This is a genomic window from Streptomyces sp. NPDC002784 (genome assembly GCF_053592135.1).
The window spans coordinates 77,391-101,426 of record NZ_JBSFVD010000003.1 but is presented as its reverse complement, the minus strand read 5'-3'; the positions used below and the strand labels follow the sequence as shown (position 1 = coordinate 101,426).

Genomic DNA, 24,036 nt, shown 5'->3' with positions numbered 1-24,036 from the left:
CGGAGAAACCCGAAGCCACTCCGGGACGGGCTGCCCAGCTGAGTCCCGGCCCATGAATGCTCTCCTCCGGATCGGGTACGCGGCCCGCACGACCACCGCCGCTACCAGGGGATTCGTGATGGACACACCCGCCGACCGCCACACCGCCACCCCGGCCCGTCAGGCGCTGGACGCCCTGACCGCCAACCACGAGGACATCGCGGCGCTGAACACGCTCGCCGGGAGCGAGGTGCTGGTGCCCGTGCCGGACGACGCCAGTGAGCAGGACGCCACCGACCCGGACGCCGTCGCGCTGCCCGTACTGGAGCAGCCGGACGGCGCTCCCGTGGTGCCCGTGTTCACCTCGGAGCCCGCGATGGCCGAGCTGCTGCCGTTCGTCGGCCGCTACCGGCTGGTGCCGCTGGGCGCGCTCGCCGCGCAGTGGCCCGCGGACGACCTGTCCCTGACGATCGACGCCGGCTCCCCGCATCCCCTCACGCTGACCTCCGAGGGCGTGCGGACGCTGCTGGCCCGGCCCTGAGCCACCCGCCGGGATGTGCCCGGCCACCAAAGTCGGTGGGGGAGCGGCCGGGCCCTCCCGGCGATGCGCTCGCGCAGGACCGAGTGGCACCGACTCCGCTCGGTCCGCGCGTCACGATCGCCGAACCCCCGACGATAGGGCCGTCCCGGGGCCGCGTCGCTCCTTCTTGCGCGGCGTCTGTCCGCAAAACGCGGGGGAACGGCGCGGCCCGGCTCAGTGCGGGGCACGCAGGGTCTGCGAGGGGCTTTCCCCGAACCGCTCCCGGTAGCGCCGCGCGAACCGGCCGAGGTGCGCGAACCCCCACTGGTAGGCCACGGCCGCCACGGTCGTCGAGCCGGGCGCGCACACCCTGAGCTGACCGTGCACCCGGTCCAGCCGCACCTCGCTGACGTACGTCATCGGCGACACCCCCACATGCTTGCGGAACGCCTCCTGCAGCGTGCGCACGCTCACCTGGGCGATGGCCGCGAGCCGCGCGGCGTCGTACGGCTCCGCGGGCCGTTCCTGTACGGCGTCCATCACCCGTTTCACCGCGGCCGGCCGCATCGGTGGCGGCGGGCCCTCGAGCTCGGCCCGGTAGGAGTGGTCGGCGGCCAGCAACAGCCCTTCGAGCAGGGCCTGTTCCAGGCGTCCGCGGATCAGCGGGCGGCGCAGCAGGCCGTGCGAGACCTCCTTGTCCAGCAGGAACCACCGCACCAGCCGGGCCCAGCTCAGGCCGGCTCCCCGGGTCACGTCGATGTACGGCTCGAAGCGCGGCGGGCGGCGCACCGGCCTGCCGAGCAGGGCTTCCAGGCCGTGCAGCACGGACGCCTGGTCGAGCTTCACGGTCAGCGCGTGACAGTCGGGCGACCAGTCGTCGATGCGGATGCCGTACCCGGGGTCGAAGAAGAGGGCCCGCCGGGGGTGGGTGAACAGGGTGGCGCCGCCGCCCTGCCGGAGAGCGAAGCCGCCCTCCAGGGGCACGGCCACGTGGTAGACGCCCGGTTCGCCGAAGCTCATGCGCATCCCGGTGCCGAACGAGACATCGCCCACGACCAGCGGGCCCAGGTCGACTACGCCGAGCGTGGTACGGAACTGGGCGACGGGACCGGCCACTTCCAGACGAAGGTCGTAGTAGTGGGTCGCTATCGCGTCGTGGCTCTCCTCCACCGAGCGCGTCGAGTAGGTGACGAACTCGGCGGTACGGTCATCGTCCACGGACAAGTCGGTGTCTCCCCGTCCCCTCACAGGGTTGTGGGAGTCATGATGCCCACGGGACCGGGAGGTCGAACGGCCCGCCGGACACCGGGTCAGCCGTGGAGCATCCGGGCCAGCACGCCCCGCTGCAGCGGCAGCACCTCGGCGTGCACCTCACGGCCCTTGGCGGTGAGGGCGACCCAGACGCCGCGCCGGTCCTCGGCGCAGATGGAGCGCTGCACCAGGCCGTCCTTCTCCAGTCTGCCGATCAGCCGGGACAGGGCGCTCTGGCTCAGATGCACCCGCCCCACCAGGTTCTGCACCCGGCAGTGGTCACCCTCCTCGGGTGCGGCGGTGGCGAGGATGTCGAGCACTTCGAAATCGCTCGCGCCCAGCCCGTGGGGGTGCAGCACGCGGTCGATCTCGCACATCGTGCGCGCGTGCACCGACAGGATGTCCCGCCACCGTTCCTCAAGCCCATTCCCGGCCGTCTTGGCTGCCATATCTGCACGGTAGCACCGACCCGGCCAGTTGTTTACCGTGCAACTATTGTGCGTGCAAGCTTACCGGTGGTTACTCGCCCGGGTCCTGCAGCAGCCCGATCAGATTCCCGTCCGCGTCCTTGACGAAGGCGATCTGGCGGCCCGCCCCGACCTCCTGGACGTCCTGGAGCACCTCCGCCCCTGCCTCCAGGAGTCCCGCGAGCGTGGCCCGGATGTCGTCGACGTGCCAGTACGGCACCGGCCCCGTCATGCCCTTGGCGTGGCCGTTGGGGTCGAGGCCGACATCCTGGCCGGCGTCCTTGTAGCCGACGTAGTACGGGTCGTCCGCGTACGGCTCCACCCCGAGCAGGGCGCCGAACACGGCCTTCGCCCGGGCGAGGTCCTTCACGGGGTAGATGATGGTGCGAACACCGGCGGTCATGGCGTACTCCTTGCGTGAGACGGGGTTCCGACAGGGTTCGTCGGTGGTCTCACGCTAGGGCGGGGGAGCCGTCCGCGGCTTCTTCGATCCTGACCGAGTGGGCCGGCCGGCCGTTTGCCCGGCGCGACGGCGTCACGTCGATTCCCGTTTGACCAGCTCGGTGGGGAGGATCACCGCCGCCGGGTCCTCGCCGCCTATCTGGGCCAGCAGCACCCGGACCATCTCCGTGCTGATGCGGTCCCAGGGCTGGCGGATGGTGGTCAGCTCGGGACGGGCCGCGAGGGCCGCGGGGGAGTCGTCGAAGCCGCCGACCGCGACGTCCTGCGGGACCCGGCGCCCGGCTCGCTCCAGGGCCGTCAGCACGCCCTGGGCCATCAGGTCGGAGGCGACGAACACCGCGTCGATGTCCGGCGCCTGCGCGAGCAGCCGGTCGGCGCCCGCCTCGCCGCTGGCCCGGCTGTAGTCGCCGGAGACGATCAGCCGCTCGTCGATCCCGACGCCCGCCTCGGTGAGCACCTCCTGGTAGCCGGCCAGCCGCTCCACACCGCCCGGGGTGTCCGGCGGACCGGTGACCACACCGATTCGGCGCCGGCCCAGCGAGAGCAGATGGCGCACCATGTCGCGGGCGCCGTCCCGGTCGTCCGCCGCCACGTAGCTCACCTTGGAAGCGAGGCCGAGCGGCTTGCCGCAGGCCACCAGCGGCACCCCGGCCTTCCGCAACTCCTCGGCGACCGGGTCGCCGGAGTGGCTGGAGACCAGCAGCACCCCGTCGACATGGCCGGCGGTGATGTAGCGCGTGATGCGCCGCCGTTCGTCCTCGGTGCCGGCCAGCATCAGCAGCAGCGGAATGTCGTGCGCGGCCAGCGCCTGGGTGCAACCGCGCAGCAGGACATTGAAGTTGGGGTCCTCGAAGAACCGCTCCTGCGGCTCGGTCAGCAGGAAGCCGACCGAGTCCGACCGCCCGGTGATCAGGGAACGGGCGTGCCGGTTGACGACGTAACCCGTCTTGCGGATCGCGGCGTTGACCGCCTCCTGGGCCGCGGGGCTGACGTAGTGCCCGCCGTTGAGGACGCGCGAGACGGTGCCCCGTGAGACACCGGCCTCGCGCGCCACGTCGTGGATCGTCGGCGGTCTGCGCCGGGCCCCGGTGTTGCTCATGGTCATGACTTTACGGCTCCGGAGAGCAGATCGAGGCTCCAGAAGCGCTGGATGACCAGGAAGAGCACGATGAGCGGCAGCACCGCGAGCAGCGCCCCGGTGATCACCAGGGTGTACAGCGCGGGGGTGTTGGCGCCCTGTTCGAGCAGCGTGTACAGACCGAGCGTGATCGGGAACTTCTCGTCGTCGCTCAGCATGATGTACGGCAGCAGGAAGTTGTTCCACACGGCCACGAACTGGAACAGGAAGACCGTCACCAGACCCGGCACCATCATCGGCAGCGCGACCCGGGTGAAGATGTGCCACTCGCTCGCGCCGTCCATGCGCCCGGCCTCGATCACGTCGGCGGGCACGGCGGCGGCCGCGTAGATGCGCGCGAGGTACACGCCGTACGGCGAGAGGACCAGCGGCAGCAGCACCGACAGGTACGAGTCGGTGAGGTCGACCTCCGCCAGCAGCAGGTACTGCGGGACGGCGAGGATCACCGGCGGCATCAGTACGCCCGCGAGCAGGACGTTGAAGAGGGTCTCGCGGCCCCGGAAGCGGTAGACGGCCAGCGCGTAACCGCTGAACGCCGACACGACAGTGGAGAGCAGGGCGCCGAGACCGGCGTAGAGGGCGGAGTTGCCCATCCACGTCCAGTACACGCCGTCGCGGTAGGCGTTGAGGTCGCTGAGGTTCTCGGTGAAGCCGGTGCCCGGCAGGAAGGTGAAGGTGGAGAACAGTTCGCTGCCGGACTTGGTGGCCGCGACGACCACCCAGGCGACGGGCAGCAGACAGTAGAGCGCGCCGATCAGCAGCGTGACGGTGGGCAGCAGGGCGATCCGGCGGCGCAGCGGCGGGCCCTGGGCGGTGCCGGGCGTGGTCCCGGCCGCCGGCGCGGCCTTGCGGACGGCAAGAGAACTCATCGTGCTGCCTCCTGCTTCTGACGACGGTTCGCGGCCCGCAGGAAGCCGAAGGAGAGCACCAGCGTGGCGAGGGCGATGATCACGGCCTGGGCGGCGGCCGCGTAGATGTCCCCCTTGCCGAAGGCGTCCTGGTACACCTTCATCAGCGGACTCCAGGTGGTGGACACGGAGTTGGTCAGCGGCTTGAGGGTGGTCGGCTCGTTGAACACCTGGAGCGTGGCGATGATCGAGAAGAAGAAGGTCAGCACCAGCGAGGGCGCCACCATCGGGATCTTGATCCGCAGCGCGATCTGCGTCGGGGTGGCGCCGTCCAGCTTGGCCGCCTCGTACACCTCGGCCGGAATCGACTGGAGCGAGGTGTAGATGACGATCATGTTGAAGCCGGTGCCGCCCCAGACCGCGATGTTCGACAGGGCGAGATAGAGCGGACCGCCGTCCAGCAGGTCCGGCTGCGGCAGCCCCAGCCGGTCGAGCACGAAGTAGAAGGGGCTGACGTCCGGCAGGTACAGAAAGCCCCACAGCAGTGCGGCCACCACGCCGGGGATGGCGTACGGCAGGAAGATCGCGAGCCGGGTGAAGGGGGCGAGCCGCACCTTCTCGGAGTCGAGCATCAGCGCGAACAGCAGGGCGAGGCCCAGCATCACCGGCACCACGATGCAGCCGTAGCCGAGCACGCGCAGCGCGCCGTCGACCAGTTCGCTGTCGGTGAGGGCGTCCGCGTAGTTCTCCAGGCCGGCCCACACCTCCGAGCGGGCACCGGCCCCGAGGCCGAGCCCGGAGACCTGCACCTTGCGGAAGCTGAGCCAGACCGCGTAGCCGATGGGCAGCGCGAAGAAGAGCAGGAAGAGAATCGTCGCTGGGAGGAGAAAAAAGTAGGGCGCGCTTCGCGCTCGTTTGAGGGTGGCGGTGGGAGACGGGAGGGCGTACGGGGCCCCCTTGACCCCGTACGACGTCCGGCGGGCGCTGGTCACTCGGAGACCTCGAAGCCCTGCTTCTTCATGTCGGCGACGGTCTCGTCCTGCATGGTGTTCAGGGCGGCGACGAAGTCCGACTTGTTCTTGGCGGCGGCGCCGAACGCGTCCTTGAAGGTCGTGTAGGCGACGTTCACGTTCGGGCCCCAGGCGGAGGGGGCGGTGCTCTTGGCGATCTCGGCGGCCTGCGTGTAGAAGTCGGCCTGGTTCGAGAAGTACTCCGGCGGGCTGGTGAACGCGCCGGACGTCTGGGCGTTGGTGGCGGCGGGGTAGATGCCGCTCTCCTTGGCCAGCGCCTGCAGGGCGGCGTCGTCGGTGTTCAGCCAGGCGGCGAACTTGGCGGCGGCGGCCCGGTGGTCGGAGTCCGTGGTGACGGCGGTGGAGGAGCCGCCCCAGCTGCCGGTGACGTTCTCGCCCTCGGACCACTGGGGGAGCGGGGCCATGGCCCACTTGCCCTTGGTGTCGGGCGCGGCGGTGGTCAGCGTGCCGGGCGCCCACACCGCGGAGACCCAGGCGATCTGCTTGCCGGTGTTGAGCGCCTTGTTCCAGGCCGGGGTGTACATCGGCTGGTTGTCGACGGCGCCCTCCTTGACGAGGTCGCCCCAGAAGGTGGCGACCTTCTGGGTCGCCGCGTCATTGATGCCGACCTTCCAGGTCTCGCCCTCGGTGGTCCACCAGCGGGCGCCCGCCTGCTGGGCCAGGCCCGCGAAGAGACCGGAGTCGTTGGCGGAGAAGGTGGTGAGGTCGGTGCCGGGAGACGCCTTCTTCAGCTTGCGGGCGGTCTCGGCGAACTCGTCCCAGGTCTTGGGGACCGTCAGCTCGTACTTCTTGAACAGGTCCTCGCGGTAGTAGAACATCATCGGGCCGATGTCCTGGGGTATCGCGTAGACCGCGTCCGTGCCCAGCGTGGTCTGCTGCCAGACGCCGTCGGCGAACTTGGCCTTCGCCTCGCCGGTGTCCCCCGATATGTCCGCGAGCGCGTCATTGCTGACCAGGGTGGGAAGCGCCTGGTACTCGGCCTGGACCAGGTCGGGCGCCTTGCCGGCCTTGTGCGCGGTGAGGATCTTGGTGACCAGCGTGTCGCCGGACGCCTGCTTCTTCACCGTGACCTTGATCTGCTCCTTCTTGCCCGGGCCGCTGTTCCACAGGTCGACGACCTTGTCCATGCCGGGCGTCCAGGTCCAGTACGTCAGCGAGACCGGACCGGACGCGGCCTCGGTGTCGTCGTCGGACGAGCCGCACGCGGCGAGGGCGGTGGCTCCGAGGACGACAGCGACGCCGGAGGCGGTGATGCGGCTGAGCCCGCTGCGCTTCGTGATGGGCATGGATCTCTCCCCTGACCTGGGGTTCCCGCCTGCTGCGAGAACCTGCCATGCTTCTGTGAGCGTTCACAGTAGAGAAACATCCCGGACACTTGTCAATGGTTGTTGCTGTGCGGTTATGTTGGGCTCGCACCACCGAGGGTGTGTGTGCACGTTCCCAAATGATCGATTACCCGGGAGAGAATCCATGCCGGAGACCACCCCCAAGGGCCTCGCCAGGCTCGCCTTCGGTGGGGACTACAACCCCGAGCAGTGGCCGGAGAGCGTCTGGCAGGAGGACGTCCGGCTGATGCGGGAGGCCGGCGTCACCATGGTGAGCGCCGGGATCTTCTCCTGGGCGCTGCTGGAACCCGCGCGCGGGCAGTACGACTTCGGCTGGCTGGACCGCCTGCTCGACCTGCTGCACGCAGGCGGCATCCGCGTCGACCTCGGCACCCCCACCGTCGTCCCGCCCGTCTGGTTCTACCGGGAACACCCCGAGGCCCTGCCGGTGACCGCCGACGGCGTGCGCTACGAGTTCGGCTCCCGCGGCGCCATCTGCCCCAGCAACCCCGACTACCGCGCCGCCGCCGCGAACATCACCACCCGGCTCGCCGAGCGCTACGCCGGCCACCCCGCCCTGGCGATGTGGCACGTGCACAACGAGTACGGCGTCCCCGTCTCGGCCTGCTACTGCGACTCCTGCGCCGCCCACTTCCGCCGCTGGCTGGAGACGACGTACGGCACCCTGGAGGCGGTGAACGAGGCCTGGGGCACCGCCTTCTGGGGCCAGCGCTACACCGACTTCGCGCAGATCAACCCGCCGCGCACCACACCGACCGTCGGCAACCCGGCCCAGGCGCTGGACTACCGCCGCTTCGCCGACGCCACCCTGCGCGAGAACTTCCGGATGGAGCGGGACATCCTGCACCGCCTCAGCCCCGGCGTCCCGGTGACCACCAACTTCATGACCGCCCTCAGCCAGTGCGACTCGATCGACTACTGGGCCTGGGGCCGCGAGGTCGACATCGTCACCAACGACCACTACCTGATCACCGACGGCCGCCGCACCCACGTCAACCTCGCCATGGCCGCCGACCTGACCCGCTCGGTGGCCGGGGGAGCGCCCTGGATCCTGCTGGAGCACTCCACCTCGGGCGTCAACTGGCAGCCCCGCAACCCCGCCAAGGCCCCCGGCCAGATGGCCCGCAACTCCCTCGCCCATGTGGCACGCGGCTCCGAGGGCGCGATGTTCTTCCAGTGGCGCCAGTCCCGGCGCGGCGCCGAGAAGTTCCACTCGGCGATGGTCCCGCACGGCGGCACCGACACCCGCATCTGGCGGGAGGTCGTCGAACTCGGCGCGTCCCTCGACGCGTTGAACCCGATCCGGGGCACCCGGACGCAGGCCGACGTGGCCGTCCTGTGGGACTGGCACTCCTGGTGGGCGCAGAGCCTCGACTGGCGCCCCAGCGAGGACCACGACGCACGCGAACGCGCCGACGCCTTCTACGAGGCCCTCTACGACCGCCACCTCACGGTCGACTTCGCCCACCCGGAGGCCGACCTGTCGGCCTACCCCCTGGTCGTCGTCCCCGCCCTCTACCTGCTGACGGAGGCGGCCGGGCGCAACCTCACGCAGTACGTCGACAACGGCGGCACCCTCGTCGTGTCGTACTTCTCCGGCATCGTCGACGAGTACGACGCCGTGCACGAGGGCGCCTACCCCGGACCGCTGCGTGACGTCCTGGGCCTGACCGTCGAGGAGTTCTCGCCGCTGCTCCAGGGCGACACGGTCCGGGTCACCGGCCCGGACGGCGCCGAGCTCACCGGCGACGTGTGGAGCGAGGTCGTGGTGCCCGGCGCGGCCGAGACGGTGTGGACGTACGCCGACGGACTCACCGCGGGCCGCCCGGCGGTCACCCGGAACCGGCGCGGCGAGGGCACCGCCTGGTACGTGTCCACCCGCCTCGACGCGCACGGCCTGGACGCCCTGCTCGGCCGGGCCGCCGAGGACGCGCGGATCGCCCCGCGCGCCGACCTCCCGCACGACGTCGAGGTGGTGCGCCGCACCGGCGAGTCGGGCAGCTACCTGTTCGCGATCAATCACAGCCCGTCGGACGCCAAGGTGCCGCTGGAGACGCACGGCACCGAACTGCTCACCGGCGAACGGGCCGCGGGGCGCCTCGACGTGCCCGCCGGAACCGTCCGGGTCGTCCGGCTCGACGGCTGAACCGACTCCCCTCCGCCCGCGCGTGCCACGAGAGCCGCGGGCGGAGGGGCGCCCCCGCCCGCTGATCCCGGGCGAGGGAACCCCCATCCCCATCCACGTCGAAGGGACGACGGACGAAGATGTTCCATCCCAGACGCACCCTAAAGGCCCTGCTGCTGCCGCTCGCGGCCGGGCTCGCCCTCACCGCCCTTCCCGCGCAGAGCGCCCAGGCGGCGAGCACCCTCACCAACGGCGGTTTCGAGTCCGACGGCGCGGGCGCCGCCACCCCGTCCGGCTGGTCCGAGTACGGTTCGACCGCGGCCTCCTTCGTGGAGTCCGGCGGTCACGGCGGGAGTTACCGGCTGAGCCACTGGTCGTCCTCCGCCTACAAGGTGGAGACCTACCAGTACCTGTCCGGGCTCACCAACGGCAATTACAAGCTCACCGCCTGGGTCCGCTCCGGCGGCGGGCAGAACTCCGCCTACCTAGCCCTCAAGAACTGCGGCGGCGCGGAGCAGCGCACGCAGCTGCCGGTGTCCGCCAGTGGGTGGATCCGGATCGTCGTGCCGGTCAATGTGACGAGCAACCAGTGCACCATCAGCGTCAACAGTGACGCGAACGCGGGCAACTGGATCAACGTCGACGACCTGACCTTCGCCTCCGGTACGTCCAGTACCTCGATCAAGGGTTCCGACGTCTCCTCGATCCCCAAGAGCGAAGCGCTGGGCGGCACTTACCGCACCAGCTCCGGGGCGCTCGCCGATCCGCTCGCCGTCCTGAAGTCCGCCGGACAGAACTACGCCCGCGTGAAGGTCTGGGTGAACCCGGCCGACGGCTACAACAACAAGGCCCGGGTCCTCGCCCTGGCCAAGCGTGTCAAGGCGCAGGGCATGAAGCTGCTGGTGGACTTCCACTACTCGGACACCTGGGCCGACCCGGGCGCCCAGAGCAAGCCGGCCGCCTGGGCGGGACACTCCTACAGCCAGCTCAAGACGGACGTGTACCAGCACACGTACGACGTCCTGAACGCGCTCAAGGCGCAGGGCACCACCGCCGACATGGTCCAGGTCGGCAACGAGATCAACGGCGGCATGCTGTGGTCCGAGGGCTCCACCAGCAACTGGTCGCAGCTCGCCGGTCTGCTCAACTCCGGCTACGACGCGGTCAAGGCGGTCAACTCCACCACCCGAGTGGCGCTGCACCTCGCCAAGGGCGGTGACCTCTCCGGCACCCGCTGGTGGTTCGACAGCGCGGTCGCGAACGGCGTCAAGTTCGACGTCATCGGCCTGTCCTACTACGGCTACTGGCACGGCACGCTGCACGACTTCCAGACCACCCTGGACGACGCGGCCGGCCGCTACGGCAAGCCGGTCTTCGTCGCCGAGACGGCCTACCCCTTCCGCCTGGACAGCGAGGACACGCACGAGAACATCATCGACCTCGACAGCGAACTGGTCCCCGGCTACCCCGCCACCCCGGCCGGCCAGACCCGCTGGATGAACGACATCGCGAGCATCGTGGAGGCCGTCCCCAACGGCCGCGGACTCGGCGTCTTCTACTGGGAGTCGACCTGGACCGCGGTCACCGGCAACGGCTGGGACCCCACCGACCCCTCCTCCGGCAACGGCTGGGAGAACCAGGCCCTGTTCGGCTACGACGACAGGGCGCTCCCGGCGATGGCCTGGTTCAGCCACCGCTGACCCCGCCGGAAGAGAAACGGGGCCCGGCCGCGGGAACGCGCGGCCGGGCCTTGCTCGTACCCGCCAGCCCGAACGCCTCGGGATCGCACGACAGTTCGCTACCGGCCATTACGCGGTGAGTGCCGGACATGTCGGCATCGACTGCGGAACAGTGGGGAACACGCGCTACGAGGAGGACCGGACGGAGGGATCACGATGTTGAGGACACCGGTGAGCACGAGGCGTCTGGACATCCTGGAGTGGCTGAAGGATCCGGCCGCGCACTTCCCGGCCCAGCCGCACGGCGACCTCGTCGAGGACGGCGTCACCTCCGACGCCGTCGCCCACAAACTCGGGGTGGCCCCTCCGGTCGCCGACACCCATCTGAGCCTGCTCGCCTGCGTCGGCCTGCTGCGCACCCGGCGGATCCGGCGGCGCACCTACTACCGGCGCGACGAGGTGCGGATCGCCGAGGTCGCGCGCATCTTCGAGAAGGGCTGGTAGAGGGAGCGCATGAACCGTCCCCGCACCCTCGTCCCGCACCGGTACGTCGCGATCGGCGGCCGTGGCCCCGAGGACGTGGTCGCCGACTCCCGCGGCCAGGTCCTCACCGGCGTCGAGGACGGCCGCATCCTCAGACTCGACGGACTGGCGGACCCCGGCCAGGTCCGCGTCCGCGTGCTCGCCGAGACCGGCGGCCGCCCGCTCGGCCTGGAACTCCTCACCGACGACACGCTGCTGGTGTGCGACGCCGAGCAGGGACTGCTCCGCGTCGACCTCACCGACGGCACCGTCCGCATCCTCGCCGACTCGGTGGCGGGGGAGCGGCTGCGCTTCGCCAGCAACGCCGTGGCGCTCGCCGACGGCAGCGTCTGCTTCACCGTCTCCAGCCGCCGCTACCCCCTGGAGCACTGGATCGGCGACCTGACCGAAGACACCGGAACCGGCCGCCTCCTGCGCCTGGCACCCGGCGCGGACGCCCCCGAAGTCCTCCTGGACGGACTCCGGTTCGCCAACGGCCTCGCCCCGAGCGCCGACGAGTCCTTCCTGGTCGTCGCCGAGACCGGCGCCTGCCGCCTGACCCGCTACTGGCTCACCGGACCGAAGGCGGGCCGCGCCGAACCCTTCGTCGAGCACCTCCCCGGCATGCCCGACAACCTCTGGCGCGGCACCCCGGACGGCCCCCTCTGGGTCGCCCTCGCCGGCCCGCGCGTGCCACCCCTCGATCTGCTGCACCGCGCCACGCCCGCCGTCCGCCGCGCCGCCGCCCGGGTCGCGGTGCGCGCCCCCTTCCGTCCCACCGGAACGATCGGCGTCCTCGCCGTCGACGACACCGGCGCGGTCCGCCACCACCTGGCCCGCCGCCACTCCCGCTTCCGCATGGTGACCAGCGTCTGCGAGGCCGCGGGCCACCTCGTCCTGGGCAGCCTGTGGGAGCGCGGAGTCGCCCTGTGCGAGCCGCCCGCCGCGAAATGAGCCCGGCGTTACCCTGTTGACCGGCCCGCACCGGGCCGTCCCGGCAGGAGACGTACGACCATGTCAGCCTCGGACACCGAGCCGCGGGCCGCCCGCACCCCGAGACCGCCCGTTCTGCGCGGCCAGGCACCCGTCCTCGCCGTGATCGCGCTCGGCGGCGCCCTCGGGGCCACCGGCCGGTACGCCCTCTCCCTGTGGTGGCCGCTCAGGCCCGGCGGATTCCCCTGGGCGACCTTCTGGACCAACGTCATCGGCTGCACCGTGATCGGCGTGTTCATGGTGATCATCACCGAGGCGTGGAGCGCCCCTCGCCTGGTACGCCCCTTCGTCGCCACCGGCGTCCTCGGCGGCTTCACCACCTTCTCGACGTACGCCGTCGACATCCGGAAGCTGCTCGACTCCGGCCACCCCGGCACGGGCCTGGCCTACCTCGCCGCGACCCTCCTCGCGGCCCTCACGGCGGTCTGGCTCGGCGCGGCGACGACCCGCCGGGTCGTGCGGCGGCACAGCGGCCGCGAGGGGTCGACCAGGGAGGACGAGGCCGGCCCCACCGAAGGGGGGAACCCCTCGTGAACTGGCTGCTCGTCGTCGCGGGCGCCATGGTCGGCGCCCCGCTGCGCTACCTCACCGACCGCGCCGTGCGGTCCCGCCACGACTCGGTGTTCCCCTGGGGCACCCTCGCGGTCAACATCACCGGCTGCCTGGCCCTCGGCCTGCTCACCGGCGCCACGAGCCCCCACCTCCAGCTGCTGCTCGGCACCGGTCTGTGCGGGGCGCTGACCACGTACTCGACCTTCTCCTACGACACCCTGCGGCTGACCGAGACGGGGGCCGGGCTGTACGCCCTCGGCAACATCGCCGGGAGCGTGGTCGTCGGCCTCGGCGCCGCCTTCGCGGGCGCATGGCTCGCCGGAGCGCTGTGGGGTTGACCCGCAGTGGGGCGGGCGCGTCTTGAAGCACCCTCCGCCTTGACAGCACCCTCCGCCATACGGACCATCACTCCCGTGAACCTGTCAGACAGCCGGACAGCCGGACAGCCTCCCCGGCGCGTCAGCGCCATGGAGGCGGTGCTCGCGCATCTGCGCTCCGCCATCGAACGCGGCGAGTACGCCGTGGGCGACAAGCTCCCCTCCGAGGCGGAGCTGTGCCGCACCCTGGAGATCAGCCGACCCGTGCTGCGCGAGGCCCTCCGGGCGCTGCAGACCATGGGCCTGACCGTCTCCAGGACCGGCAAGGGCACCTTCGTCGTCGCCTCCGCCGTCGAGGACCCGACCTTCGGCGACTACGCGGCCAGCGATCTGCTGGAGGTGCGCCGGCACGTCGAGATCCCGGTCGCCGGATACGCGGCCCGGCGCCGCACCCCGGACAACCTCGACCACCTGGCCCATCTGCTCGACCGCATGGAACGCGAGACGGACACCACCGCGTGGGTCGCGATGGACACCCTCTTCCACCTCGCCGTGGCCGAGGCCGCCCAGAACCCGGTCTTCCGCCGGGTCATCGAGGAGATCCGGGACGCCCTGGCACGCCAGTCGGCCTTCCTCAACGAACTGGGCGGCCGCCGCGAGCAGTCCAACCGCGAGCACCGGGCGATCGTCGAGGCACTGATCGCCGGTTCCGAGCAGGAAGCCACCGAGGCGATGGCGCATCACCTCGACCGCGTCGCGACCACCCTCACGGACATCGTGCGCCCGGCGCGCACGGCACCCCGGCAGGCCGACGCGTGACCCGCGCCCCGGCCGCCGCCCACCACCCCAGGAAACAGGCAGTGATGTACAGCACCTCCCTCCCGGACGCACCCCTCCTCCGTGAGCCCCTGCACGCCCCCGTCGCCCACCTCATACGCGGCGGAGTCGTGGAAGGCATCCACTACGGCTCGGTCGTCGTGCTCGGCACCGGGGGCGAGGTCCGCCTCCAGCTCGGCGACATCGAGGCCGCGTTCTATCCGCGCTCGGCGCTCAAGCCCGTGCAGGCCGTCGCCATGGTCCGCGCCGGGCTGCCGCTCGACGGCGAGCTGCTCTCGCTCGCCGCGGCCAGCCACTCGGGCGAGGAGCGGCACCTTGCCGGTACCCGGCGGATCCTCGAACTGGCCGGTGTCTCCGAGAGCGACCTGCGCAACGTGCCGGACATGCCGTTCGACCCGGTGGTCCGGGACGCCTGGGTGCGGGAGGGGCGGCTGCCCTCGCGCCTTGCCCAGAACTGCTCCGGCAAGCACGCGGCGATGCTGTACACCTGCCGGTTGAACGGGTGGCCGCTGGAGGGGTACCTCGACCCCGGGCACCCGCTCCAGCAGGCGATCGCCGAGATCGTCGAGGATCTGACCGGCCAGCGCATCGCGCAGGTGACGGTGGACGGCTGCGGGGCTCCGCTGTTCTCCGTCTCGCTGCACGGGCTGGCCCGGGCCGCGGCCCGGATCGCGGCCGCCGCGCCGGGCACGCCCGAGGCGCGGATCGCCGACGCCGTGCGGGAGCACGCGGAGATGGCCTCCGGCACCGGGCGGGACGTGGCGGCGCTGATGCGGGCCGTGCCCGGGCTGCTGGCGAAGGACGGCTTCGAGGGCGTGCAGGTCGCCGCGCTGCCCGACGGGCGGGCGGTCGCCGTGAAGATCTCCGACGGGGCGAACCGGGCGCGGGTCCCGGTCGCGGCGGCGGCGCTCGCGCGGGCCGGGGTCGATCCGTCGCTGCTCACCGAGTTCCAGGGCGAGGCGCTGCTCGGGGGCGGCCGGGCGGTGGGGTGTGTGCGGCCGGTGCGGTCGCTGGAGCCGGTCGCTGTCGCGCCGTGCGTCTAGGGTGTGGCCGGCCTCTGGGGCGTACGTGGTTGGTCGTGTAGTTCCCGGCGCCTCTGGGGAGCGCCCCAAGCCCTTCGCCGCTGGGTGACGTCCGGCCCGGCCTGCCCGGCCTGCCCGGCCTCGCCGACCGGCCCGGAGGCACAATGGTGATCATGAGCGTTGCACCGTCGTCCCAGACCTTCCAGCCGGTCCTGGAGCGCATCGCCGACGAGATCGGGCGTACCCCGGGCCGTGGCCGTGCCGCCGACTACATCCCGGCGCTCGCGGCCTGCGACCCGCGCAGTTTCGGCATGGCCGTCGCCGAACTCGACGGCACGGTGTACGGAGTGGGGGAGTGGCGCCAGCCCTTCTCCACCCAGTCCATCACCAAGGTCTTCACCCTCGCCCTGGACCTGGCCCGTGAGGGCGACGCACTGTGGGAGCACGTGGGCCGCGAGCCCTCCGGCAACCCCTTCAACTCGCTGGTGCAGCTGGAGTACGAGAACGGCATCCCGCGCAACCCGTTCATCAACGCCGGCGCCCTCGTCGTCACCGACCGCCTCCAGACCCGTACCGGCGACGCGGCGGGCGAACTGCTGTCCTTCCTGCGCGCGGAGAGCGGCGACCCGACGCTGGACTTCGACACGGACGTCGCCGCCTCCGAGGCCGCGCACGGCGACCGCAACGCCGCCCTGGCCCACTTCATGGCCTCCTATGGCAACATCGACAACCCCGTACCGGCCCTGCTCGACCAGTACTTCCGCCAGTGCTCGATCCGCGCCTCCTGCGCCGACCTCGCCCTGGCCACCGGCTTCCTCGCCCGGCACGGCGTCCGCGCCGACGGCTCCCGGCTGCTGACCCGCAGCCAGGCCAAGCAGGTCAACGCCGTGATGCTGACCTGCGGGACGTACGACGCGGCGGGCGACTTCGCCTACCGCGTGGGCCTGCCCGGCAAGAGCGGGGTGGGCGGCGGCATCATCGCCGTCGTGCCCGGGCGCTGCACGCTGTGCGTATGGAGCCCGGGCCTCGACGAGCGCGGCAACTCGGTGGCGGGCGTCGCGGCGCTGGACCGCTTCACGACGCTGACCGGTCTGTCGGTGTTCTGACCGGCGCGGTCCGCTCCGCCGCCAGGTCGGCCAGGTCTTCCTCGGTGAGGACGATCGACCCGGCCGCGGTGTTCTCCTCCAGGTGGGCGAGGGAACCGGTGCCGGGAATGGCCAGGGTGACGGGGGAGCGGGCGAGCAGCCAGGCCAGGGCGATCTGCGGAACCGTGGCCCCGTGCCGGCCGGCGACCTTGGCCATGCGCTCCCCGCCGAGGCCGCTCAGGCCACCGCTCAGGGGGCCGCACGGCCTGCTGCGGCTGAGGACGGTGCTGGCCGCCGTCGGCGCACGGCCCACGTCGGTGTCCCTGCTGCCCGACCGCGGCAGCCGGATCCTGGGTCTGGCCGCGGCCGAGGTGCTCGGACTTCCGGCACTGCCCTTCGACCCCGAGCGGGCGGACACCGTGGTCGTGGCGTACGACCTGAACGAGGTGGGCCCCGAGATCATCGGCGGGCTCTTCGACCTGGCTCCAGGGCGACCGCGCCCACCTGCCGTCCTCGGGCCCCGTACCCAGCTCCCGCTTCCGGTGAGCGGGGCCTACCGTTCGGCGTCGCCCCACTCCTGGACGACCACCTCGTCGCCGACGGACAGCTTTCCCGGGCGCAGTACGGAGAACTTGGCGCCGAACACCACTCCTCCGCTCGCCGCGCGCCGGTAGCCCGCAAGCGTGCGCAGCGGTTCCTTGCCCTGCCGTGCGCCGGTCTCCTGGTCGACGAGGGTGACCGCGCAGCGCACCGCGAGCTTGGCGTACCCGAGTTCGGTCCCGCCGATCGTGATGCGGCGCGCGCGGTCCTCGGCATGGGGTTCGGCCGCCCAGCCGTCACCGCCGACGACGATGTTCGGCCGGAAGCGGCTCACCGGCAGCGGCTCGGGCAGCCGCTGACCGAGCAGGGCGAGGGAGGACCGGGTCAGCAGGTGCACGGCGCTGCTGTCGGCGTAGCCGGACGGGCCCGGCGTCCAGCCGTCGGCGATCCGGTCGTGCTCCGGGGGCACCCGGACCAGACGGCTGGGGGTGCCGAGCACCTCCGAGAGCCAGCCGGCGGCTTCGTCGCCCTGGTCGATCCCCCGGAAGACCTCGCCGAACAGGTCGACGTCGCGTCGCGGCGCGGAGGTGGTCACGTCGATGTGCACGGTCGAGCCGCGCGCGTCGAGGGTGAGCCGGCCGCCGTCGGCGCTGACGGCGGGCCGGATCAGGGCGAGGCGGGGATGGCGGCGCTGGGTGCGGTAGACACCGTCCTCGCCGATGACCATGAAGCTGCGGTCGTGCGCCGGCCCCGCCGGGGTGAGGAGCGCGTCACGCACCGACGTACCCGCGCAGCCCTTCACGGGGTAGCAGAAGAGTTCCACGACATCGGCCATGTGCCGCCTCCTCCGGTCGGTGGCCAGGCTGCCACGCGCCGGACACACGTCGGCTTCCCCCCGGAGGGAACCGCGTCGATTTCCGGCCACCCGACGTTGACACGCTGACCGCGTGTTGGCCATGGCCTTTCCCGTCGATCTCCGCCGCTGCCAGGTGCTCGGACTGGCCGGTACCGCCTTCCTCGCGGCAGGCGGCGGCACCGCCGGAGCGCTGCCCGTCCGGGACCTCCTCGCGCCGACCTCCGCCGAGGCCGCCCTCGGCCTGATCGGTGTGTACTTCGGCGTCGTCCTGCTGATAGCGGCCTGGGCACTGCTGGGCCGTCTCCTGCTCGGCGACGGGCCGCCGGCTCCGCGCGCCCTGCTGGTCACCCTCGCCGTGTGGGCGGCCCCGCTGCTGCTGGCGCCGCCGCTGTTCAGCCGGGACGTGTACAGCTATCTCGCGCAGGGCGCCATGGTGGACGCCCACCTCGACGTCTACACCCACGGGCCGTCCCGGCTCGGCGGTCCGCTCGCCGAGGAGGTCGCCCCGCTGTGGCAGCACACGGGAGCGCCGTACGGCCCGGTCTTCCTCGCCCTGGCCTCCGCGCTGTCGGCGCTGACCAGCGGTGAACTCCCCGCGGGGCTCTTCGGGATGCGGCTCGTCGCCCTGCTCGGGGTGGCCCTGATGGCGGCCGCCCTGCCCCCTCTGGCCCGGCACAGCGGCGCCGATCCGGCCGCCGCCCTGTGGCTCGGCGCGCTCAACCCGCTGGTTCTGCTGCACCTGATCGCCGGGGCCCACAACGACGCCGTCATGCTCGGCCTGCTCGGGCTCGGCCTGGTCGCCGCGCTCGGCCGGTGGCCGGTCCTGGGCGCCGTACTCGTCACCCTCGCCGCCCTGGTCAAGGCGCCCGCGGTGCTCGGTCTGGCCGCCGTCGTCGTCCTCCAGGTGCGGGCGGGCCGCCCGCCGGCCCGGGCCGTGCTGACGACCGCGGCGGCCACCGCCGCCACGACGGTCGCCGCGACCGCCGTCGCCGGTACCGGATACGGCTGGATCGGAGCCCTGGACACCCCCGTCTCGCCGCACAACTGGGCGCTCACCAGCCTCCTCGGCCGCGCCACCCGCGCCCTTCTGGAAGGGCTCGGCAGCGACCTGGCACCCCTGGCCGTGCCCGCGTGGCACGCGCTCGGGGTCGCCGCGGCCGTGGTGGCCGTCGCGGTCATCTGGCTGCGGCTGAGACCGCGCCCGGTGTACGCGCTCGGCCTGAGCCTCGCCGCCGTGGCCGCCCTCGGTCCCGCGATCCGCCCCTGGTACGCCCTGTGGGGCCTGTTCCTCATCGCCGCCGCGGCGCCCAGCGCCTCGGTGCGGCACCGGGTGGCGGCCGTGACGGGCGTACTGGCGCTCGCCACCCTGCCCAGCGGGGGCCCGGCGGACACCGGCCAGCTGGTGCTGGCCGTCTCCGGCGGGGTGCTCGCGGTGGTCGTGCTGTTCCAGGCCCACCAGGCGGAACTCGCGCCGGGCCGGGGGCGTACCGCATGAGACTGCCCCGCACCGACCGCGGACGGCTGCCGCTCGCGCTGCTCCTCGTCGCCGCCGTGACGGTGTTCACCGCCACCGTGCCGCTGCTGCGCGACTGGTTCGACCTGCGCGTCTACCACGGCACCGTGGACAGCTGGACCCACCACGGCGGACGCATCTACGACTACCTGGTGCCCGGTACGACGTACGGCTTCACCTACCCGCCGTTCGCCGCCGTCGTCATGCTGCCCATGGCCCTGCTGGACCTGCCCGCCGCCATCGTCGTCACTCTGCTGCTCAACCTGGCCGCGCTGGCCGTGGTGGTGCGCATCCTGGCCGGACGGGACTGGCGGCGGCACGGCTGGTTCGGCTGCGTGCTCGGCGTCTGCGCGCTAGCCCTGTTCGAGCCGCTGCGCGACACCTTCAGCTTCGGCCAGGTCAACGTGGTGCTGCTCGCCCTGGTGCTGACGGACGCCTGGCTCCTGGCCACCGGACGGGAGCGCCGGGCGGGTTACGGCATCGGCCTGGCCGCCGCGATCAAACTCACGCCCGCCGTCTTCATCGGCCTGCTCCTGCTGGCCCGCCGGTGGCGGGCGGCCGCGGTCGCCACGGCTGTGGCGCTCGGGGCAACGGCCCTGGCCGCCTGCGTGGCCCCGGACGCCTCGCGCTTCTACTGGACGCGGGCCCTGTGGGACACCACCCGCATCGGCCGCCTGGACTACGTCTCCAACCAGTCCCTCCAAGGCGTCCTGGCCCGGCTCGGCGCACCGGACCGCGCGCTGTGGGCGGTCGCCGTGCTGCTGGTGCTGTGCGTGTGGGCGTGGCGGGCGAGCCGGGCGGTCGCCGCGGGGGAGTGGATCGCGGCCTTCGCCCTGACGGGCCTGACGGCGTGTCTGGTCAGCCCCATCACCTGGGTGCACCATCTGGTGTGGCTGCTGCCCTCGTTCGCCGTGCTGATCCGCGCCGGGCACCCGCGCACCGCGGGCGCCCTGTACGCGGTGCTGTGCACGAGCGTGGTGTGGCTGTGGTTCGACGACCCCTCCGGCATCGACGGCTTCCTCGGCTCCAACGCCTACGTCTGGATCACGCTGGGTCTGCTGCTGTGGCTGCCGGTGGGTCAACTCCCGGCCGCCCGGCCCTTCCTGAGCCGCAGGGCGACCGCGACGGCCCCGGCGCCGAGCCCGGCGGCGGCCGCCACCAGCCCGGCCTCGGCCCAGCCCGGGCCCGGCTCCGCCGGCGCCGCGGCGGCCCCCGCGGACACCGGCTCGGACACCGCCTCGGGCCCCGGCCGGGGCCTGGCCCGCAGCGCGTCCAGCGAGCCCACCGGATCCACCCGGCCCGCCGCGGCGAAACCCCAGTCCAGCAGCTCCCGGGCCTCCTCGTAGACGGCCAGTCCGCCGCCGTACTGAGGGTTCATCACCGTGACGACGAGGGTCCGGTTCCCCTTCCGGGCCGCTGACACCAGCGTGTGGCCGGCCCGGCTGGTGTAGCCGTTCTTGACGCCGATCAGGCCGGGGTAGGGGGCGACCCCGTCGGCGCCGGTCAGCAGCCGGTTGGTGTTGCGGATGGGGTACGACCATCCGCCGCGGCCCGGGAACCTGGCCTCGACGGTGGCGCAGTACCGCGCGAAGTCCTTGTTGCGCAGCCCCGCCCGGCCGAACACCGCGAGGTCGTACGCCGAGGACACCTGGCCCGGTGTGTCGTAGCCGTCCGGCGACAGCACCCGGGTGTCGAGGGCGCCGAGCGCCCGGGCCTTGGCCTGCATCCGGGCGGCCGTGGCGCGCCAGCCGCCGGTCAGCCGCGCCAGGACGTGCACGGCGTCGTTTCCGGAGTTGAGGAACACCCCGTTCCACAGATCGGCCACCCGGTAGGTGCGCCCCTCGGCGACCCCGACCATGCTGCTGCCCGCACCGACACCCGCCAGCTCCTCCTCGTCGACCGTGTGCCGGATCCCGCCGGGCAGGGCGGGCAGCACGGTGAGGGCGAAAAGCGCCTTGAGGGTGCTGGCGGGCGGCAGTCTGCGGTGCGCGGCGTGCGCGGCGAGCACCTTACCGGTACCGGCGTCGGCGACCACCCACGACAGCGCCGAGACCCGGGGCACCCGGGGCGCCCCCGCGCGCGGCCGCACCTGCGTACCGGGACGGTGCAGCAACGACGCCGGCGGAACCGCCACCCCCCGCGTCCGCTCCGCCCCACCGGGACCCGCGTCACCCCGGTCGGCCGCCGCGGCGGGGCCCGTGTCGCCCCGGTCGGCCGCCGCGGCGGGCGCGAGCCCCCACAGGCCCGCCACACAGAGCACGCAGGCCGAGACGGTCACCCGGTAAGAGAATCCGATCTTCATATGATCAACGTAGAAAGCGCTCGGCGACACGCCGCGCTGCCCGGACGGAGCGTCGCCCGCGAGCACCCGGATGCCGCACGCGGTCCCGGTCGGTCAGGCGGGATCCGCGGGCAGCGTCGGCTGGATCCGGCGCAGGAAGGTCGCGTTGTCCGGGGTCTCGCGCATCCGCTGGAGGAGGGTGTCCAGGGCGTCCTTGCCCTGGAGGGCCCGGCGCAGGCCGCGCACGCCGGTCAACTCGGCCGGGCTCAGGAGCAGTTCCTCGCGGCGGGTGCCCGAGGGGTTGAGGTCGACGGCCGGGAAGACGCGGCGGAAGGCGAGGTCGCGGCTGAGGCGCAGCTCCATGTTGCCGGTGCCCTTGAGCTCCTCGAAGAAGTAGTCGTCGGCGCGTGAGCCGGTCTCGACCAGGGCGGTGGCGAGGATGGTGAGCGAGCCGCCCTCCTCGGCCGCGCGGGCGGCGCCGAAGAAGCGCTTGGGGCCGATCAGCGCGGAGGCGTCGACGCCTCCGCTGAGGGTGCGGCCACCGGCGGCGGCCGCGTTGTTGTGCGCCCGGCACAGCCGGGTCAGCGAGTCGAGCAGGATCACCACGTCCTCGCCCGCCTCGACGAGCCGCTTGGCCCGCTCGACGACGAGGTCGGCGAGCGCGATGTGGTCCTTGGGCGCCCGGTCGAACGTCGAGGCGTACACCTCGCCGCGCACGGAGCGGCGCATGTCGGTGACTTCCTCGGGGCGTTCGTCGAGCAGCACCACCATCAGGCGGGCCTCGGGGTGGTTGCCGGCGACCGCGGCGGCGAGCTGCTGGAGCAGGACCGTCTTGCCGGTCTTGGGCGGGGCGACGATCAGCCCGCGCTGGCCCTTGCCGACGGGGGCGATCAGGTCGGCGACGCGCCCGGTGAGCCCGGCCGCCGGGTGTTCGAGGCGGATCCGCTCGCTCGGGTGCAGCGGCGTCAGGTCGCCGAAGTTCCGGCGGTTGCGTTCGGGCGCGCGGCCGTTGACGCGGGCGACCTCGGCGAGGGTCCGCCGGTCGCCTCGTACGCCTTCGACGAGGTCGCCCCTGCGCAGGCCGTGACGGCGGATCAGGGCGGGGGAGACCTGGAGGTCGGTGGAGGCGGCGAGCAGGCTTCCGGTGCGCAGCTGCCCCTTCCCGCTCGCGTCGATGTCGAGCACACCGGTGACGGTCTGCGGGGCGGTCTTCTGTACGGGGGGTTCGAGTGTGGTGGTCATGGTGGGTGTCCTTTCACGGACGTACGGCAGGGGACATGCGAGGAAGGGGGGAGCCGCGAGAACGGGGCGGACGAAGCGCCTCCGGGCGGCGGGAAACAGCACCTCGGGTACGACGGAACCGCTGGTCACGAGGTGGCGGGGAAGCCGGTACGACACCGGCTGACTGAAGGGGAACTGGCACCGGCGCCCTGGACAGGGCGTACACAAGTGCTGACAGGACGGTACCACGCCGGTTCAGTGCCTGGCGAGAGTTCCGTGGAGCAGGGGGAGGCGCGGCCGAACCGGCAAGCCGCGGGGTGGTCACTCCTGCCTGCGTCAACGCGGCGACGCCCTCGCCTGTTCCGCGGGTGGCGGACGGCGAGGGCGGCGGAGAAGTCGGTCGAAGGGGTCGACGCTCAGGCGGAGCGTGCCTCGGCGTCCTTGGCGATCTGCTCGAACTGGGCGGCCATGGCGGCCTGGAGCGCCTGGGCGGCCGACAGAGGGCGGACCATGACGGTGAACTCGTCGATCAGGCCGTCCTCGTTGACGTGGAGGAAGTCACAGCCCTGGATCTCCCGGTCGCCCACCCGCGCGGTGAAGACCAGCGCGTGGTCCCGGCCGCCCGCGTCGTCGATCTCCCGGACGTAGCGGAAGTCCTCGAAGACCCGCGCCACCCCGCGCAGGATCGCGGCCGTGAGCGCCTTGCCGGGGTACGGCTTGAACACCACCGGGCTGGTGAAGACGACGTCCTCGGCCAGCAGTGCCTCGGCGGCGTCGAGGTCCCATGCCTCGATCGCCTCGCGGAACGCCTTCATCGCGGCCTCCATAGTCAATTTTTTGAGTAGGTGCAGAAGAGATTAATCACCCCCTGCTAGCGTTGTCCACATGTCGCTGAAGTACGCCGTCCTGGCCGCCCTCCTGGAGGGGGAGGCGTCGGGATACGAGCTGTCCAAGGTGTTCGACGTGTCCTTCGCGAACTTCTGGGCCTCGACCCCCCAGCAGCTCTACCGGGAGCTGGAGCGCCTGACGCAGGACGGCCTGATCGCGGCCCGGGTGGTGCAGCAGGAACGGCGGCCCAACAAGCGGATGTTCACCCTCACCGAGGCGGGCCGGGAGGAGCTGGGCTCCTTCGCCGCCGAGCCGGTGCGCCGTCCGGCGGCCCTGCGCGACGAACTCATGATCAAGATGCAGGCCCTGGACGACGCGGACCCCGGCCCCGCCCGCGCGCTGATCGAGGAGCGGATGAGCTGGTCCCAGGGCAAACTCGCCCGCTACGAGCGGGTGCGCGAGCGGCTGCTGGCCGGGCGGACCGAGGAGGAGTACCTGCGCGAGAGCGACCGCGTCGGGCCCTATCTCACCCTGCTCGCCGGCATCGACTACGAGCGCGGCAACGTGGGCTGGTGCGAGCGCGTTCTCGCCGTGCTGAAGCAGCGGAGTCCTCTAGGCTGACG

General features: G+C 72.3%; 23 protein-coding genes and 2 pseudogenes. 13 read left to right on the top strand and 12 right to left on the bottom strand.

Features of this window, described 5'->3' with window-relative positions; all coding sequences use genetic code 11:
- Window positions 1–118 precede the first annotated feature (118 nt).
- Complete coding sequence (locus tag ACWD1Z_RS07805) at window positions 119–520, top strand: SseB family protein (RefSeq protein ID WP_451117127.1); 402 nt, start codon at window positions 119–121, stop codon at window positions 518–520.
- 213 nt (window positions 521–733) lie between these two features.
- On the opposite strand, the gene ACWD1Z_RS07800 is transcribed toward ACWD1Z_RS07805, so the two are convergent.
- The 7 genes from ACWD1Z_RS07800 to ACWD1Z_RS07770 all read right to left on the bottom strand — a co-directional run bounded on the left by ACWD1Z_RS07800 (window position 734) and on the right by ACWD1Z_RS07770 (window position 6,982).
- The gene (locus ACWD1Z_RS07800) at window positions 734–1,717 is read right to left on the bottom strand and encodes an AraC family transcriptional regulator (protein WP_451117125.1); all 984 of its coding nucleotides are present in this window, start codon (window positions 1,715–1,717) and stop codon (window positions 734–736) included.
- A gap of 92 nt (window positions 1,718–1,809) precedes the next feature.
- Window positions 1,810–2,199: a MarR family winged helix-turn-helix transcriptional regulator gene (locus tag ACWD1Z_RS07795; RefSeq protein WP_451116485.1), complete on the bottom strand. Its 390-nt coding sequence runs from the start codon at window positions 2,197–2,199 to the stop codon at window positions 1,810–1,812.
- Window positions 2,200–2,269: 70 nt separating this feature from the next.
- Entirely contained in the window at window positions 2,270–2,620 is a 351-nt protein-coding gene (locus ACWD1Z_RS07790; RefSeq protein WP_451116483.1) for a VOC family protein, read from the bottom strand.
- A gap of 132 nt (window positions 2,621–2,752) precedes the next feature.
- The gene (locus ACWD1Z_RS07785; RefSeq protein ID WP_451116482.1) at window positions 2,753–3,784 is read right to left on the bottom strand and encodes a LacI family DNA-binding transcriptional regulator; all 1,032 of its coding nucleotides are present in this window, start codon (window positions 3,782–3,784) and stop codon (window positions 2,753–2,755) included.
- Window positions 3,781–4,686 (bottom strand): carbohydrate ABC transporter permease, encoded by a 906-nt coding sequence (locus ACWD1Z_RS07780; protein WP_389417882.1) that lies wholly within the window; start codon window positions 4,684–4,686, stop codon window positions 3,781–3,783. Before ACWD1Z_RS07780 ends, ACWD1Z_RS07785 begins: the two co-directional genes overlap by 4 nt.
- Window positions 4,683–5,657 (bottom strand): carbohydrate ABC transporter permease, encoded by a 975-nt coding sequence (locus ACWD1Z_RS07775; RefSeq protein WP_451116480.1) that lies wholly within the window; start codon window positions 5,655–5,657, stop codon window positions 4,683–4,685. The genes ACWD1Z_RS07780 and ACWD1Z_RS07775 overlap by 4 nt, the downstream gene beginning before the upstream one ends.
- The gene (locus tag ACWD1Z_RS07770; RefSeq protein ID WP_451116479.1) at window positions 5,654–6,982 is read right to left on the bottom strand and encodes an ABC transporter substrate-binding protein; all 1,329 of its coding nucleotides are present in this window, start codon (window positions 6,980–6,982) and stop codon (window positions 5,654–5,656) included. The genes ACWD1Z_RS07775 and ACWD1Z_RS07770 overlap by 4 nt, the downstream gene beginning before the upstream one ends.
- Window positions 6,983–7,166: 184 nt before the next feature.
- Here ACWD1Z_RS07770 and ACWD1Z_RS07765 point away from each other — a divergent pair, with 184 nt between their 5' ends.
- From ACWD1Z_RS07765 to ACWD1Z_RS07725, 9 genes are all read left to right on the top strand, one after another.
- On the top strand, window positions 7,167–9,188 hold the full coding sequence (locus ACWD1Z_RS07765) for a beta-galactosidase (protein ID WP_451116477.1): 2,022 nt from the start codon (window positions 7,167–7,169) through the stop codon (window positions 9,186–9,188).
- Window positions 9,189–9,307: 119 nt separating this feature from the next.
- The gene (locus ACWD1Z_RS07760; RefSeq protein WP_451116476.1) at window positions 9,308–10,867 is read left to right on the top strand and encodes a glycoside hydrolase family 53 protein; all 1,560 of its coding nucleotides are present in this window, start codon (window positions 9,308–9,310) and stop codon (window positions 10,865–10,867) included.
- Between the two features lie 195 nt (window positions 10,868–11,062).
- Window positions 11,063–11,350, top strand: a complete 288-nt coding sequence (locus tag ACWD1Z_RS07755) for an ArsR family transcriptional regulator (protein ID WP_451116475.1) — start codon at window positions 11,063–11,065, stop codon at window positions 11,348–11,350.
- A gap of 9 nt (window positions 11,351–11,359) precedes the next feature.
- A complete protein-coding gene (locus tag ACWD1Z_RS07750) occupies window positions 11,360–12,322 on the top strand; it encodes an SMP-30/gluconolactonase/LRE family protein (protein ID WP_451116474.1) in 963 nt (320 codons plus the stop codon).
- Window positions 12,323–12,382: 60 nt separating this feature from the next.
- Entirely contained in the window at window positions 12,383–12,895 is a 513-nt protein-coding gene (gene crcB, locus ACWD1Z_RS07745) for a fluoride efflux transporter CrcB (RefSeq protein ID WP_451116472.1), read from the top strand.
- A complete protein-coding gene (gene crcB / locus ACWD1Z_RS07740) occupies window positions 12,892–13,251 on the top strand; it encodes a fluoride efflux transporter CrcB (RefSeq protein WP_451116470.1) in 360 nt (119 codons plus the stop codon). The genes crcB (ACWD1Z_RS07745) and crcB (ACWD1Z_RS07740) overlap by 4 nt, the downstream gene beginning before the upstream one ends.
- A 129-nt stretch (window positions 13,252–13,380) precedes the next feature.
- Complete coding sequence (locus tag ACWD1Z_RS07735) at window positions 13,381–14,049, top strand: FadR/GntR family transcriptional regulator (protein ID WP_451117124.1); 669 nt, start codon at window positions 13,381–13,383, stop codon at window positions 14,047–14,049.
- Window positions 14,050–14,093: 44 nt separating this feature from the next.
- Complete coding sequence (locus ACWD1Z_RS07730; RefSeq protein WP_451116468.1) at window positions 14,094–15,110, top strand: asparaginase; 1,017 nt, start codon at window positions 14,094–14,096, stop codon at window positions 15,108–15,110.
- 143 nt (window positions 15,111–15,253) lie between these two features.
- Window positions 15,254–16,195, top strand: a complete 942-nt coding sequence (locus ACWD1Z_RS07725) for a glutaminase (protein WP_451116466.1) — start codon at window positions 15,254–15,256, stop codon at window positions 16,193–16,195.
- Here ACWD1Z_RS07725 and ACWD1Z_RS07720 read toward each other — a convergent pair.
- Together ACWD1Z_RS07720 and ACWD1Z_RS07715 are read right to left on the bottom strand one after the other, a co-directional pair.
- Window positions 16,164–16,439: pseudogene (locus ACWD1Z_RS07720) on the bottom strand (aldo/keto reductase); the annotation flags it as partial. The gene ACWD1Z_RS07725 and the pseudogene ACWD1Z_RS07720 sit on opposite strands and share 32 nt — an antisense overlap.
- A gap of 288 nt (window positions 16,440–16,727) precedes the next feature.
- A complete protein-coding gene (locus tag ACWD1Z_RS07715; RefSeq protein WP_451116465.1) occupies window positions 16,728–17,549 on the bottom strand; it encodes an MOSC domain-containing protein in 822 nt (273 codons plus the stop codon).
- A 121-nt stretch (window positions 17,550–17,670) separates the two neighbouring features.
- Here ACWD1Z_RS07715 and mptB point away from each other — a divergent pair, with 121 nt between their 5' ends.
- Window positions 17,671–19,065 carry a polyprenol phosphomannose-dependent alpha 1,6 mannosyltransferase MptB gene (mptB, locus tag ACWD1Z_RS07710; protein WP_451117122.1) on the top strand — a complete coding sequence of 465 codons (1,395 nt, stop codon included), beginning with the start codon at window positions 17,671–17,673 and terminating at the stop codon, window positions 19,063–19,065.
- Complete coding sequence (locus ACWD1Z_RS07705) at window positions 19,062–20,429, top strand: glycosyltransferase 87 family protein (protein ID WP_451116463.1); 1,368 nt, start codon at window positions 19,062–19,064, stop codon at window positions 20,427–20,429. The genes mptB and ACWD1Z_RS07705 overlap by 4 nt, the downstream gene beginning before the upstream one ends.
- A 38-nt stretch (window positions 20,430–20,467) precedes the next feature.
- Here the strand turns inward: ACWD1Z_RS07705 and ACWD1Z_RS07700 are convergent.
- The 3 genes and pseudogenes from ACWD1Z_RS07700 to ACWD1Z_RS07690 form a co-directional block, all read right to left on the bottom strand.
- Window positions 20,468–21,385: pseudogene (locus tag ACWD1Z_RS07700) on the bottom strand (D-alanyl-D-alanine carboxypeptidase family protein); the annotation flags it as partial.
- Window positions 21,386–21,478: 93 nt separating this feature from the next.
- Window positions 21,479–22,606, bottom strand: a complete 1,128-nt coding sequence (gene rho, locus ACWD1Z_RS07695; protein WP_451116461.1) for a transcription termination factor Rho — start codon at window positions 22,604–22,606, stop codon at window positions 21,479–21,481.
- A 395-nt stretch (window positions 22,607–23,001) separates the two neighbouring features.
- Complete coding sequence (locus ACWD1Z_RS07690) at window positions 23,002–23,400, bottom strand: nuclear transport factor 2 family protein (RefSeq protein WP_383309303.1); 399 nt, start codon at window positions 23,398–23,400, stop codon at window positions 23,002–23,004.
- A 70-nt stretch (window positions 23,401–23,470) separates the two neighbouring features.
- On the opposite strand from ACWD1Z_RS07690, the gene ACWD1Z_RS07685 reads away from it, so the two are divergent.
- Complete coding sequence (locus tag ACWD1Z_RS07685) at window positions 23,471–24,034, top strand: PadR family transcriptional regulator (protein ID WP_451116459.1); 564 nt, start codon at window positions 23,471–23,473, stop codon at window positions 24,032–24,034.
- Window positions 24,035–24,036: the final 2 nt, after the last annotated feature.

Bases quoted from the DNA above. Each gene is read 5' to 3' on its own strand.
- ACWD1Z_RS07805 (WP_451117127.1), top strand. From the start codon at position 119: ATGGACACACCCGCCGACCGCCACACCGCCACCCCGGCCCGTCAGGCG.
- ACWD1Z_RS07795 (WP_451116485.1), bottom strand. From the start codon at position 2,199: ATGGCAGCCAAGACGGCCGGGAATGGGCTTGAGGAACGGTGGCGGGAC.
- ACWD1Z_RS07790 (WP_451116483.1), bottom strand. From the start codon at position 2,620: ATGACCGCCGGTGTTCGCACCATCATCTACCCCGTGAAGGACCTCGCC.
- ACWD1Z_RS07785 (WP_451116482.1), bottom strand. From the start codon at position 3,784: ATGACCATGAGCAACACCGGGGCCCGGCGCAGACCGCCGACGATCCAC.
- ACWD1Z_RS07780 (WP_389417882.1), bottom strand. From the start codon at position 4,686: ATGAGTTCTCTTGCCGTCCGCAAGGCCGCGCCGGCGGCCGGGACCACG.
- ACWD1Z_RS07770 (WP_451116479.1), bottom strand. From the start codon at position 6,982: ATGCCCATCACGAAGCGCAGCGGGCTCAGCCGCATCACCGCCTCCGGC.
- ACWD1Z_RS07765 (WP_451116477.1), top strand. From the start codon at position 7,167: ATGCCGGAGACCACCCCCAAGGGCCTCGCCAGGCTCGCCTTCGGTGGG.
- ACWD1Z_RS07760 (WP_451116476.1), top strand. From the start codon at position 9,308: ATGTTCCATCCCAGACGCACCCTAAAGGCCCTGCTGCTGCCGCTCGCG.
- ACWD1Z_RS07755 (WP_451116475.1), top strand. From the start codon at position 11,063: ATGTTGAGGACACCGGTGAGCACGAGGCGTCTGGACATCCTGGAGTGG.
- ACWD1Z_RS07750 (WP_451116474.1), top strand. From the start codon at position 11,360: ATGAACCGTCCCCGCACCCTCGTCCCGCACCGGTACGTCGCGATCGGC.
- crcB (WP_451116472.1), top strand. From the start codon at position 12,383: ATGTCAGCCTCGGACACCGAGCCGCGGGCCGCCCGCACCCCGAGACCG.
- ACWD1Z_RS07735 (WP_451117124.1), top strand. From the start codon at position 13,381: ATGGAGGCGGTGCTCGCGCATCTGCGCTCCGCCATCGAACGCGGCGAG.
- ACWD1Z_RS07730 (WP_451116468.1), top strand. From the start codon at position 14,094: ATGTACAGCACCTCCCTCCCGGACGCACCCCTCCTCCGTGAGCCCCTG.
- ACWD1Z_RS07725 (WP_451116466.1), top strand. From the start codon at position 15,254: ATGGTGATCATGAGCGTTGCACCGTCGTCCCAGACCTTCCAGCCGGTC.
- ACWD1Z_RS07715 (WP_451116465.1), bottom strand. From the start codon at position 17,549: ATGGCCGATGTCGTGGAACTCTTCTGCTACCCCGTGAAGGGCTGCGCG.
- mptB (WP_451117122.1), top strand. From the start codon at position 17,671: ATGGCCTTTCCCGTCGATCTCCGCCGCTGCCAGGTGCTCGGACTGGCC.
- ACWD1Z_RS07705 (WP_451116463.1), top strand. From the start codon at position 19,062: ATGAGACTGCCCCGCACCGACCGCGGACGGCTGCCGCTCGCGCTGCTC.
- rho (WP_451116461.1), bottom strand. From the start codon at position 22,606: ATGACCACCACACTCGAACCCCCCGTACAGAAGACCGCCCCGCAGACC.
- ACWD1Z_RS07690 (WP_383309303.1), bottom strand. From the start codon at position 23,400: ATGAAGGCGTTCCGCGAGGCGATCGAGGCATGGGACCTCGACGCCGCC.
- ACWD1Z_RS07685 (WP_451116459.1), top strand. From the start codon at position 23,471: ATGTCGCTGAAGTACGCCGTCCTGGCCGCCCTCCTGGAGGGGGAGGCG.